The sequence below is a fragment of the Rosenbergiella epipactidis genome, from assembly GCF_018494055.1.
Classification (GTDB): Bacteria; Pseudomonadota; Gammaproteobacteria; order Enterobacterales; family Enterobacteriaceae; genus Rosenbergiella; species Rosenbergiella epipactidis.
Genome location: NZ_JABBFQ010000003.1, coordinates 1 through 12,367, shown reverse-complemented (window position 1 = coordinate 12,367; position 12,367 = coordinate 1). Strand labels below are relative to the sequence as shown.

Annotated in this window: 13 protein-coding genes and 2 tRNA genes; 3 read left to right on the top strand and 12 right to left on the bottom strand. The window is 47.8% G+C overall.

Annotated elements, in window-relative coordinates:
* Positions 1–74: 74 nt before the first annotated feature.
* Together HGT71_RS05495 and dnaQ are read right to left on the bottom strand one after the other, a co-directional pair.
* Positions 75–151 (bottom strand) — tRNA-Asp (locus tag HGT71_RS05495).
* 107 nt (positions 152–258) lie between these two features.
* Positions 259–987, bottom strand: a complete 729-nt coding sequence (dnaQ, locus tag HGT71_RS05490; protein WP_048911593.1) for a DNA polymerase III subunit epsilon — start codon at positions 985–987, stop codon at positions 259–261.
* A gap of 50 nt (positions 988–1,037) precedes the next feature.
* Between dnaQ and rnhA the strand changes: the two genes are divergently transcribed.
* Positions 1,038–1,505 carry a ribonuclease HI gene (rnhA, locus tag HGT71_RS05485; RefSeq protein WP_099823970.1) on the top strand — a complete coding sequence of 156 codons (468 nt, stop codon included), beginning with the start codon at positions 1,038–1,040 and terminating at the stop codon, positions 1,503–1,505.
* Here rnhA and HGT71_RS05480 read toward each other — a convergent pair.
* Positions 1,487–2,212 (bottom strand): class I SAM-dependent methyltransferase, encoded by a 726-nt coding sequence (locus HGT71_RS05480; protein WP_214216937.1) that lies wholly within the window; start codon positions 2,210–2,212, stop codon positions 1,487–1,489. The genes rnhA and HGT71_RS05480 overlap by 19 nt on opposite strands.
* A 35-nt stretch (positions 2,213–2,247) precedes the next feature.
* On the opposite strand from HGT71_RS05480, the gene gloB reads away from it, so the two are divergent.
* Both gloB and mltD read left to right on the top strand, forming a co-directional pair.
* Complete coding sequence (gene gloB, locus HGT71_RS05475) at positions 2,248–3,009, top strand: hydroxyacylglutathione hydrolase (protein ID WP_214216936.1); 762 nt, start codon at positions 2,248–2,250, stop codon at positions 3,007–3,009.
* A gap of 68 nt (positions 3,010–3,077) precedes the next feature.
* Positions 3,078–4,454: a murein transglycosylase D gene (mltD, locus tag HGT71_RS05470; RefSeq protein WP_214216935.1), complete on the top strand. Its 1,377-nt coding sequence runs from the start codon at positions 3,078–3,080 to the stop codon at positions 4,452–4,454.
* A gap of 40 nt (positions 4,455–4,494) precedes the next feature.
* Here mltD and HGT71_RS05465 read toward each other — a convergent pair whose 3' ends face one another.
* The 9 genes from HGT71_RS05465 to HGT71_RS05425 all read right to left on the bottom strand — a co-directional run bounded on the left by HGT71_RS05465 (position 4,495) and on the right by HGT71_RS05425 (position 12,205).
* Complete coding sequence (locus tag HGT71_RS05465) at positions 4,495–6,837, bottom strand: insulinase family protein (protein WP_214216934.1); 2,343 nt, start codon at positions 6,835–6,837, stop codon at positions 4,495–4,497.
* A gap of 2 nt (positions 6,838–6,839) precedes the next feature.
* Entirely contained in the window at positions 6,840–7,976 is a 1,137-nt protein-coding gene (gene pqqE / locus HGT71_RS05460; RefSeq protein ID WP_214216933.1) for a pyrroloquinoline quinone biosynthesis protein PqqE, read from the bottom strand.
* Positions 7,966–8,244 carry a pyrroloquinoline quinone biosynthesis peptide chaperone PqqD gene (gene pqqD, locus HGT71_RS05455; protein WP_048911594.1) on the bottom strand — a complete coding sequence of 93 codons (279 nt, stop codon included), beginning with the start codon at positions 8,242–8,244 and terminating at the stop codon, positions 7,966–7,968. The genes pqqE and pqqD overlap by 11 nt, the downstream gene beginning before the upstream one ends.
* 6 nt (positions 8,245–8,250) lie before the next feature.
* Positions 8,251–9,006, bottom strand: a complete 756-nt coding sequence (pqqC, locus tag HGT71_RS05450; RefSeq protein ID WP_048911586.1) for a pyrroloquinoline-quinone synthase PqqC — start codon at positions 9,004–9,006, stop codon at positions 8,251–8,253.
* A gap of 1 nt (position 9,007) precedes the next feature.
* Positions 9,008–9,925: a pyrroloquinoline quinone biosynthesis protein PqqB gene (gene pqqB, locus HGT71_RS05445; RefSeq protein WP_214216932.1), complete on the bottom strand. Its 918-nt coding sequence runs from the start codon at positions 9,923–9,925 to the stop codon at positions 9,008–9,010.
* 61 nt (positions 9,926–9,986) lie between these two features.
* Entirely contained in the window at positions 9,987–10,058 is a 72-nt protein-coding gene (pqqA, locus tag HGT71_RS05440; protein WP_099823985.1) for a pyrroloquinoline quinone precursor peptide PqqA, read from the bottom strand.
* Between the two features lie 107 nt (positions 10,059–10,165).
* Positions 10,166–11,179 (bottom strand): dipeptidase, encoded by a 1,014-nt coding sequence (locus tag HGT71_RS05435; RefSeq protein WP_214216931.1) that lies wholly within the window; start codon positions 11,177–11,179, stop codon positions 10,166–10,168.
* A gap of 13 nt (positions 11,180–11,192) precedes the next feature.
* Positions 11,193–11,981 (bottom strand): endonuclease/exonuclease/phosphatase family protein, encoded by a 789-nt coding sequence (locus HGT71_RS05430; protein ID WP_214216930.1) that lies wholly within the window; start codon positions 11,979–11,981, stop codon positions 11,193–11,195.
* 147 nt (positions 11,982–12,128) lie between these two features.
* Positions 12,129–12,205, bottom strand: a tRNA-Asp gene (locus HGT71_RS05425).
* Positions 12,206–12,367: the final 162 nt, after the last annotated feature.

Here is a 12,367-nt window from a genome sequence, read left to right as displayed (position 1 = left end):
AAGGATTAGCGGAATGTTAACGGAAGATAAAAACGGAAAAGCCCAAGTTAGCAAGCTAACTTGGGCCTAAATTTTGGCGGAACGGACGGGGCTCGAACCCGCGACCCCCTGCGTGACAGGCAGGTATTCTAACCAACTGAACTACCGCTCCGCGCTTGTCCCCCGTCGGGAACGCTGCGTATACTAATCAGGTTGCTGATTTTCGTCAATAATTATTATGACGCACAACGTTCGTTTGCTTCTTTTTCGATCAGCACATCAGCGCCACAGGCACTGGCCCGATTTTTTCATGATTCGATCCAAGTAGGCTTCGTGCTCAGTCTGTTCGCTTTCCGTTGCGCTTATTACACGAAGTTGCCCCGATGCTTGCGCAGTTCGGTGCTGGGCGAGCAAACCCGAATCTGTCGATTGTTCCGTCTCGCCGCTAAAGGTCAAGGTCGTTTGTCCACCGGTCATCGAAAGGTAAACGTCGGCAAGGATCTCCGCATCGAGTAATGCGCCGTGCAACGTTCGTTTCGTATTATCGATATCGAATCGGCCACATAACGCATCTAAGCTGTTTCGTTTTCCGGGAAACTGTTTACGAGCCATCACCAAACTATCAGTAATGGCGCAAAACTCGCTGGTATGGCCAATGCCCTGCTTGAGCTTGTCGAATTCGTAATCCATAAAGCCAATATCGAAGGGCGCGTTATGGATGATCAGTTCGGCCCCTTTGATATAATCAAGAAATTCCTGCGCAATATCGGCAAAGGAAGGCTTATCACTTAAGAACTCGTCAGAGATACCGTGGACACCAAATGCTTCAGGGTCTACTAACCGATCCGGTTTGATATAAACGTGGAAATTATTTCCCGTTAAACGACGATTGATGACCTCAACGGCACCAATCTCGATGATTCGATGACCTTCATAATGTACGCCGACCATATTCATGCCCGTTGTTTCAGTATCAAGGACTATCTGGCGGTTTTTTACTGTGCTCATAGCTCTCATTCCGATAAACTTACCGTTTTACCCAAGGAAGTCTACCAGATATGCGTAAACAGGTAGAAGTTTTCACCGATGGCTCCTGCTTAGGTAATCCAGGACCAGGGGGATATGCGGCGATTCTCCGCTATGGCCAACATACCAAAGAATTCAGTGAGGGCTATCATCTCACCACGAATAATCGCATGGAATTACTTGCGGCGATTATCGCGTTGGAGGCGCTGTCACAGCCCTGCGACGTGACACTCACCACGGATAGCCAGTATGTTCGTCAAGGTATCACGCAATGGATCCACAACTGGAAGAAACGCGGATGGAAAACGGCGGATAAGAAGCCGGTGAAGAATGTCGACTTATGGCAGCGACTCGATTTGGCATTGAAAGATCATACTATCCACTGGATGTGGGTAAAAGGCCATGCTGGACACCCAGAAAACGAGCGTTGTGACGAATTAGCCCGTCAAGCTGCAGGCCACCCTACCCTCCCCGACAACGGTTATTTATCCGCTTCGTGATGATCGCCCAGTGAGCAAATTTGGCGACTCACATTCACGGCTGGTCGTAAGCGGGCCCCCTGAGCTGAAGCCCTTTTTTTCGCTAGGGTGAGAGGATAGGTCCGCTTTCGCGCCAAGATAAGATGATTACAACCGAGGCTTGGAAAGTGGCGGGTCAATATTCCAGTCTGTGAACGCCAAGGGAGGAGTTGTGTCGCACGGTAACTGACAATTTCGTAATTCAACAAACTTAGCCAATCAATTAACCGGCTTTTGGGATAAAAACGGGCCTTGTTCACTAGCCCTGGCCATGCGCGCACCAGCCCTAGTAAACTAAACGGGTTGAATTCCGACAATATCATCCATCCATCATCGACTAATACCCGATCGACCTCTCGTAACACCTGATGGGGATCTTTACTCCATGCTAAAGCATGAGTGATTAGACAAGCATCAATCGATTTACTCATTACGGGGAGTTTTTCTTTATCACCGACGAGATCCACTCGAGTGACATCATTACCGATCCTCACTTGATGGCTTATCGCGCAGCGACTAGTATCGATAGAGTGGCTTAGCGGCCCAATCTTAATGAAATGCGAACCATAGAGTTTACTTAACCAAGGTTGTATCTCATCACTGACTAGCGTCTGGAACTGTCGGCCCCACCGCAACTCATGCCACTGCGAAGGGCTGGAAAGAGAACGACTGATTTTTACAATCTTCATTAAGTAATCACTGGTTGGATGACAAAGGAATCTTTATGAGCTTAACACTAACAGCCCTGCCCGCATTAGAAGATAATTATATCTGGGCTTTGATCGATGACAATAAACGGGCGATCATTGTCGATCCCGGAGAAACTCAACCGGTTTTAGACGCTATCGCTCAACACAATTGGAAACTTGACGCTATTTTGCTGACCCATCATCATGCTGATCACACTGGTGGCGTTGATGCGCTTAGTCGCCACTATCCCTCAGTACCGGTGTATGGCCCCCAAGAGACGCTTAGCAAAGGGGCGACCCAACAAGTCGAGGAAGGAGATAGCCTCGAACTCCTCAATCATACCTTTACGGTTATCGCCACCCCTGGCCACACTTTAGGCCATATCGTCTATTACGCTAAGCCCTATCTATTCTGCGGCGATACACTTTTCTCCGGTGGCTGTGGACGCCTCTTTGAAGGAACCGCCGACCAAATGTTTACCTCGTTGAGTCGGTTAAATCAGCTACCCGATGAAACGCTGGTGTGTTGTGCCCACGAATATACGCTCTCAAATTTGGACTTCGCGCATCGTCTCTTACCACAGGATCCGATGGTGAGTGATTATCGTAACAAAGTAAAAAAATTACGCGAAAATCATCAAATAACCCTGCCCACTACGTTGGAAACGGAGCGATTGATCAATGTCTTCTTAATGACTGATCGACCGGAGATTATCGCATGCTTTGAAGATGATCCCACACTGACCACCCCTGCACAGCGTTTCGCAGCGTTACGGCGTCTAAAAGACCGGGGGTAAGTTTAGGGTTGTGTTAGGCGGCATGCTCACGTATCATTGCCTGTCTTTTAATCAATCAATGAACTTATATGAAGACTAAAGCGATATTTCTCGCCTCAGTCTTGTTGTTCAGTTGCCATGTATCAGGGAGTGATGCGGGCGAGCCTGAGCAACATGCACAGAGTCTGTCTTCAGCGAGTCAGGGAAGTGATGGGAATCTCGGAGCGCGCATGTTGTCTCCCCATTGGCAGGATGATGGGAATGCAACCGCACAAAATAGTGATCTCTGGGAAACCATTAGCGACAAGTTGAAGATGAAGGTTCCGAACAACCCTCGGATCCGCGAACAAAAACTGAAGTATTTGAAGGATAAGAGTTATCTCCACGAGGTAACTGCTCAAGCAGAACCGTATATGTACTGGATTGTCGACCAGATACAGAAACGAAAGATGCCGATGGAGCTGGTACTTTTACCTATAGTGGAGAGTGCTTTTGACCCCCATGCAACATCCAATGCTAACGCGGCTGGTATTTGGCAAATCGTAGCAAGCACGGGGCGAAATTACGGATTGAAACAGACGCAGTGGTACGATGGAAGACGCGATATTGTTGCTTCAACGACCGTTGCGCTGAATATGTTACAGCGTCTGAACAAGATGTTTCATGGCGATTGGCTGCTCACTGTTGCAGCGTATAATAGCGGTGAAGGTCGAGTTCTGAACGCAATGAAGGCTAATAGAGCACGGGGTAAGCCGACCGATTTCTGGAACTTATCTCTGCCTAAAGAAACGACTGTTTATATTCCGAAAATGTTGGCGTTGAGCCAGCTGATCAAGAATCCAAAACAGTACGGGATTAAGTTACCTAAAGCCAATACCGGCCGAGCCTTAGCGAAGGTGAACATCGGTAAGCAGATTAACTTAACCCAAGTCGCCTCAATGACAGGAATTCCTGTGGGACGGCTTAAAAGTTTTAATGCTGGCTACAAGCGCGGTACAACAGCGCCGAGTGGACCGCAGTATGTGATGGTACCGAAATCGCATGTCGTGAGGCTGAAAGATTCGTTAGCGACCGACGATATTCAAGCTGTGCAACCTATGGCAGTGGCAGCAACGAGTTCAGTTTCACGTTATAAGGTTCGATCGGGTGATACCCTATCAACTATAGCAGCAAAACACGGATTGAGCGTTAAAGCCTTAAAGTCGATGAACAATTTACGTACTGCACAGGTACGCATTGGTCAGACCTTAGAGCTAGGCGGTCAAGATAAAAACAGCAGGCAACAACTGGCTGATAATGGAAACAGCATCACCTATAAGATTCGTAAGGGTGATTCTCTTTCCAGCATCGCAGAGCGTCACGGCGTTAACATCAAAGATGTTCTTCGTTGGAATGGAAGTTTGACGCGAGATGAACAATCGCTGCAACCAGGTAAGAAACTGACGTTATTCGTTAATAACTCGTAATATAGACTGAAAAAAGCTGTTCTTTCTGAACAGCTTTTTTTTATTCAATGAAAATCCAGCCACCCTGTTTATCTTTTACTCTTTCGATAAGCGCTCTATGTCCCCTCGCTAGGGTAAATTCCTGATCATTATCGTTCTGCTTACCGGTTTCAAGAGAAAGATGAGCGCGTAAATAGCGGTCAAGTTCTTCATCGCCACTGCTTTCACCCGCAACGTCTGTCTGGACGGTTAATCCTTTCTCAGGTAGCGTCAATCGCTGAAAGAATTCCCCTACCCGTTCGTACAGTTGCTGCGTAGAAAGATGCGAAGATTGTAAGATTATCTGTAATCCCCACCGATCACGGTAGACACGCTGGCGGCAAGCAACGGCATAGCCCACGGCCTCTACTTCCCGCAGTTGGTGATAAAAAGCGCTTTCGTAGTAAGCAGCTAACTGTTGGTAAACCAGTAATGATTGATACGAAGTCAGAGGATAGGGAATAAAAGCCACTATCGTCGCTGAGTCACTCTCTGGCGCCCGATAAACTCTATTTTGCTGAAGAGGCAGTTTGTCCACCTGGAATCTCTGCCAGCTGAGAGGAAGGTTACTGAGCATCCCATGTAAGATCTCAGCATCAGGTTGCGTCAGACCACTAAAGTGAACCATCCATCGGTCAAGCTTCTCAGCCAAGAGGCTTGGCACATTCTGTAAGAGCTCCCTAAGCGATAAAGAGCCATAGCCGCCAATCGAGCTGGCCGGAAGTTCGCTCGGCCAATATTCAATGATGTTTGCTACACATTCTTGAAGATCGGCAGACTGTTCAAAACGGATAAAAAGTAAATCATTACCGTTAACCTGCTGCCAAATAACTTTTCCCGCAGCATGTCTCACAAGACTCAATACAGGCGATAGGGACTGGGTGAGAATCGCTCGTACTTCGTCAGAGATGGCGGCCCCTGCGGCAGGGCGTAATAGCAGACTTACTCCCCCCTTCGGCTCATAACCGTAATGGAGCGGCACATGACAACCACTGCCTGTTATCGGTAGGACGTCTTTAGACGTTACACGAGGTTGCGGGTAGAAGATAAACGCATCATGGTCATTAGTCATGCCCCTTATCACAAGGGGAGAGACTTGAAATTGACAAGTAAGTCCCTGGCATTCAACGGTTTGAATGGCAGACTCCTGTCGACTCCGCAGTAATGCAAAACAATTAATGGACGACAGCGCTTGTTGTAGAGGTGTAGGGATTAATTCATTTTCTGTCGACGTCGCAAATATAAAGCCTAAGGCGTGTTCGCGAAGGAACTCCATAGCCGGTAATCGTCGCGCTTCTGTTTGCGCGAGTTGCCGATAATGAGCGAACTGGGGAGTAGAAAGTTGTGAGGCTGCTATACGCCACTGCTGCCAGAGAGCTAAACTTCGTTGTGCATCCTCTTCAGAAAAGTCAGCGCCCTCAAACCATAACGTAAAGAAAATTTGTTGATTATCATGATAATGGCGCTCAACCCTAACTGAGAGATGATGCCCAAGTTTCCGACTAATCACCTGGCATAGCGATCCCGGTGCGGTATCGGTCATCAGTTCAACCAATATCGGCCAATCGCTCAAGCGACTCATCTCAATAACCTGCGTTATCCCTAATCCAGCCTGTTTGGCTAGACCAATTTCGCCTTGCCAATTCTGCCAACCAATCGCAGCGCTCTCTACAACTCGACTGACGGGCTGCGAATCGATGGCGGATGGCGTATCGGGTAATGCAAAGCAATCCGCTACCTCGTCGTATTGCTGCTGGCAGCTAAGCGGTGACGCTATCCATACTTGGCTACGCTCCAGGGCATAGCCTTGAGTGTAAAAATGTTCCAGTGCTGCCCCTAACGCAGTCATATCGTTGCCAAAAGCCTTTGCATTACCAATATGAAACTCGGCAAAGGCTGACGGATGCTCAACTTGACTGTGGAGGGCTGCGCTGGCTAGCGCATGGGGCGAACGAGAATAAAGTCGAAACTCTTCGTCAATGACAGCAGTTTCACGTAAAAGATCCGCCGCCGCAAAGCGCGGAGCAGTCAGCATGTCTTTTAGACGCAGTAGGCCTTGTCGAAGATCAGCGGGATCAACTTCAAAGTAGTAAGCGGTATAGTTCTGTTGAGTGGTTGCATTGAGTCGCCCACCATGCTGTTGAACCCAAGGCATCAGGCGCTGTTGTTCAAGAAACTGCTCCCCCCCTGAAAAAACCATATGCTCGGAAAGATGAGCTAACCCCGGCCACTCCTTTGGCTCCTGATGGCTACCGACGGGAAAAATCCAAACCACTGCCGCGCGCTGCAGATGAGGAATCTGCTCGATATTCACCTCAGGTCCTGAGGATAAGCAGTAGCGGCGAGCCTCAGCGATTTTCCCCATGCCTATACCGACGTTTTAAAAATTAACTCGGAATTACGCTGGTGCCGGAACTGCAGCTGCTCGATGGTCATCTGGCAATGATTCGCTTCTTCTCTGGCAGCAAGAATTTTTCCGTGGTGAGCAGACTTGCTGCATACCGGATCAGCATTATCGGCATTACCCGTTAACATATAGGCTTGGCAACGGCATCCACCGAAGTCTTTCTCTTTTTCATCGCAAGAGCGACAAGGCTCTGGCATCCAGTCGTAACCACGGTAACGATTGAAGCCAAAAGAATTGTACCAAATATCGTCAAGACGATGTTCAAGTACCGATGGAAAGTCAATCGGTAGCTGACGTGCGCTGTGACAGGGTAAGGCTTTGCCATCCGGCGTGACATTCATAAAAATAGCCCCCCAGCCGCCCATACAGGCTTTAGGACGCTCTTCATAATAATCTGGCGTGACAAAGATGAGGTTAGTCAAATTACCTGAAGCAGCCATTTTCTCTCGATACGAGGCAACCACCTTTTCAGCATCGGCAATCTGTTTTCTGGTCGGTAGCAATCCTTCTCGATTGAGTTGCGCCCAACCATAGAATTGGCAAGTCGCCAGTTCAACATCATCGGCTTCGAGCTCAATACAGAGTTCAATGATCCGATCGATCTGATCGATATTGTGCCGATGTAAGACAAAGTTCAGTACCATGGGATAACCATGGGCTTTGACCGCTTTAGCCATCTCAAGCTTCTGGGTGAAAGCTTTTTTGGATCCTGCCAAGGCAGCGTTCAACGTTTCATCGCTGGCTTGGAAACTGATTTGGATATGATCCAAACCGGCTTCGGCAAACAGATCCAATTTTTTTGCGGTGAGGCCAATTCCAGAGGTAATCAGATTGGTATAAAAACCGAGTTCGCGTGCTGCCGCGATAAGCTCAGGCAAATCCTTACGCGTCAGCGGCTCGCCCCCTGAAAATCCAAGCTGGACACTGCCCATCGCACGGGCTTGCTTGAAAACGTCGATCCATTGCGCGGTAGTTAGCTCTTCTTTTGCTCTAGCAAAATCCAAGGGATTCGAACAATAAGGGCATTGTAACGGGCAGCGGTATGTCAGTTCAGCCAGCAACCATAGCGGTGCTTTAATTTCTGGATTACTTTGCATCGTTCAGTAGAATCCATTTTTGACGGTAAGCCGCCTGAAGAAAATCGATAACATCCTCATCTACGCCCCCCGCATCAGGAAAGCGTGTATTGAGTTTCTCTATGATGAGGTCGACACTGGCGACACCGTCAACTAACGCTAAAATCATGGCTGCCGACTCATTGAGTTTAGCCATCCCCTCAGGGTAGAGGATCACATGCTGTTGTTGAGACTCTTCCCATTGCATGCGATAACCACGGCGGAAACAAGGTACTGCTGATAAAGTCATCATCATTTACACCAAACGCGTCGTGTGCCAAACCGGTTGGTCCGTCACTGTGTGATAAGGGGCACGATCTAAACTATAAGCCATGGTCATTGCATCTAGCATGGTCCATAAGATATCGAGCTTAAATTGTAAGATCTCCAACATACGCGTCTGTTTTTCGGCCGTATCGAAAATCTCTAAGGCTAAGGATAGCCCATGCTCGACGTCTCGCCGAGCTTGCCCCAGACGACTACGGAAATAAAAATAGCCATCTTCCTTGATCCAAGGGTAGTGCTGCGGCCAGCTATCTAATCGAGATTGATGGATTTGCGGCGCAAAAAGTTCAGTTAACGAACTGCACGCGGCTTCCTGCCAGTTAGCTCGACGCGCGAAATTCACATAAGCGTCGACCGCGAAGCGTACCCCAGGCAATACATGTTGTTCAGAGAGCAACGCTTCTCGCGTTAAGCCAACGGCTTCGCCTAACTGTAGCCAAGCCTCAATGCCCCCTTCACTCTCTCCATCACCATCGTGGTCAAGAATACGTTGTACCCATTGACGTCTTACGCTGGGATCAGGACAGTTCGCCATAATGGCAGCATCTTTCAACGGAATATTTGTTTGATAGTAAAAACGATTGGCTACCCATCCCTGAATTTGTTGTTTTGTTGCTTGCCCGTTATGCATAGCAATGTGGTAAGGGTGATGGATATGATAATAAGCCCCTTTATCGCGTAGGGCCTGTTCAAAAGCTTCTGGTGTTAGCGTTTCGCTAATATGCATTTTATTCTCCCAACGTGATTTCCATACCATCCCAACTCACTTCGATACCCGCCTTATCAAGGCTTGCTCTTTCCGGGGAGGACTCATTAAGTATTGGGTTAGTATTATTAATATGAATTAGAATTTTGCGCTGAGCTTTGAGAGTTGCCAGCATTGCTAGCATGCCTTTCTCTTCGGAAAGGGCTAAATGGCCCATCGCTTTGCCAGTATTACGTCCCACACCGGTTGTCACCAGCTCATTATCCTGCCAGACGGTCCCATCAATCAGTAAGCAATCGGCTTTTTGTAGCCAAGGCAAAATAACGTCATCGGGTTCGCCCAAGCCCGGAGCATACAATACGCTTTTACCGGTGGATTCATCTTCAATATAGAGTGCCACATTATGGCCCGGTAAGGGCTTATCACGCCAAGGAGAATAAGGGGGCGCATTACTGATGATCGGGATTGGCGTAAAGCGTAGTTGCGTACATACGCGGGTTTTAAAAGGTTCCATCGGCACAATCGGCTGATGCAATAACCCCCCATTCCAATGCGTTAGCATCGGAAAAATTGGAAACCCCGTCGAAAGATCTTCATGAACTTCTGCAGTACACCATACACGGTGGGGGCAGCCTTCACGCAGGCTTAATAGCCCCGTACTGTGATCTATTTGGCTGTCGGTAAGAATGATATCGCCTACCGTGGTGCCACGGAGATGACCGTGTTTAACAAACTCCGGGGTATGACGAATTTGCTCGGAGATGTCTGGAGAAGCATTACACAATACCCAATCTTGCCGATTGTCACTAATCAATATCGAGGATTGTGTACGAGGTCGCGCGGGGATAGAGCCTTCTCTGACGCCCTGACAATTGGCACAATTACAATTCCATTGAGGAAAACCACCACCGGCGGCAGAGCCTAATACTTTGATAAACATAGAAGTGTCGATTTAGAGAGAGGAAGATGCCCGTACTGGTATACGGGCATAGATGTGTTGCTTAGCGGTTAGAGATGTACAGAGTAATTTCCATACCTAAACGCATATCTTCAAATTCTGGTTTTTTCCACATAGTGTTATCCTCATTATTATCATCTAGGTAATCATAGATTACCTTGGGGGAGTAAATGTTGCGCTAATGTTTCTCCAAGGTCAACACTAAACCAAAATTAATCATCATTATTGACCCCAGGTGCGTTCCAGTACCCTTAGCCAGTTTCCATGCATTATTTTCTCTAAGCTTTCAGCGGTAAATCCTCGCAGTCTAAGCCGCTCAGCCAGCAAAGGGAGACCGGTGACGTCACCAAGTGCTTTTGGGACCGATACACCATCAAAGTCAGATCCCAAAGCGAGATGTTCATCACCAATCAGTTCAGCGACATAACAGAAATGGTCGGCTAATATGTCTAAGTCTGTCTCTTCATTACGTGCGCCATCGGGACGGACAAAAGCATTGCCAAAGTTTATTCCCACGACACCTCCGCTATCACGGAGCGCTATCAATTGTTGGTCTGTTAGGTTACGGGGTTGTGCACAAAGTTGATGAACCGATGAGTGAGTAGCGATAAGCGGTTGGTTACTGAGTTCGGCAACTTCCCAGAAGGTTTTCTCATTCATATGAGAACAATCAATCACCATTTTTTTTGCTACGAGCTGAGCAATAAGATCTTTTCCAGCCGAGGTGAGACCAGGTCCACTGTCAGGTGTGCCAGGAAAAGCGCCCGTTACCCCTTCCCCATAAGCATTGGCAGTATTCCAAAAAGGCCCTACGCTTCTAACGCCCGCTTGATAAAACGCGTCGAGGGCGTGACTGTCTAAAGCCAATGCCTCCGCACCTTCAATGTGCGCAATCACAGCAAACACTTGATCTTTCTTAGCTTGATGCAACTCTGCTGCAGTAGTGCAAAGTTTCATTTTGCCATCAGACTGCTTAATCAAGGTTGTTAAGATGGAGAGTTGTTCCCACATCACCTCGAGAGGGTTTTCAAGCTTTTTAGTGTGACGGGGATATTTTTCGGCAATGTAATGCTTAGGTGGAATAAAAATCGCAAAGAAGCCAGCCATCAGGCCAGCCTGTTGTATACGCGGAAAATCGAGATGCCCATTAATATTTTCGAAGAAAGCGCCAGGATTATCTGGATAATTTAACCATAGGTTAAGCAAGAGATCATTGTGGCCATCAAAGTAGTTCATGCTCAGTCACTCTTTAGGTAAAACTAAATTCTGCTAGTAACGGATTGTGGTCCGAGGCTTCTGTTTTTAATACTCGTGCATTCTCGATAGACATTCCTCGATAAAAAATAAAATCGAGAGGACGACCAAAAGCCGTCCTGCGATGGTCATGATCAAAATGCACTTCTTTTAGATGATGCTTATGAACGAAGTGATATAGAGCCTTGCTGCGAGGCTGGCTCCACGCATTAAAGTCGCCAGCCATGAGTATCGGGCCACAATGGTGTTGCATATGTTCGCCTACTGTCGCCAATTGCTTGCGATAGACTTCTATCCCTAAACTAAAATTAACCGCATGCATATTCACTGCCATAAGCATTTGGCCGTTGGGCATGGGATAGACGGTAATCAAAGCTGATTTAGCTAAGCGCAGTAAAGGCTCACGCTCACGAAGTGGGCAACAGAAAATCGGGGCGCTTTTCGCTAGTGTCATGACCCCAGAAGGATGTTGAGGAAAGGATAAAGCAGGGACTTGGTCAACTGCAATAAAATGGCACGTTGCAAAAGTGACTAGTTCTGGCGTCGTCTGCGCTTCTTGTAGCATAACTAAATGGCTATCTTTACCGAAATCAGTGATCACTGACTGCCACTCAGCACGTTGCTGCTTAAAGATATTCCATACCAAGACTTTCAGATTTTTATAATCTGGAAGTAATGCCCCTTCCGGTAAGCAATGGACGAACGGAAATTGCAGCTCCGGTGGGAAGACCTGTTCTGCAGGTTGACCTGCTGTATAACGCATAGCAAATGTCTTTTTTCGCACGCTGAAGCTATCCCTCATTTATGGATGACTATCCATAATGATATCAGTCTGCAGGGAAAAATAATGGCTTTAAAAGCGGTGTTTTAGGAAGAATTTTCCCAAAGCAAAAAACCCATGCTATTTCTAGCATGGGTTTCTCTTAATAAGTGGCGGAACGGACGGGGCTCGAACCCGCGACCCCCTGCGTGACAGGCAGGTATTCTAACCAACTGAACTACCGCTCCACCGATTCTGTCTCAAAGCAGCACTGCTACTTTGCTTGTTTCTCCCGCACCGTGTCAAGGGTGTGGTCATGACCTATTGGTCTTAATTGGATGCCTGGCAGTTCCCTACTCTCGCATGGGGAGACCCCACACTACCATCGGCGCTACGGCGTTTCACTTCTG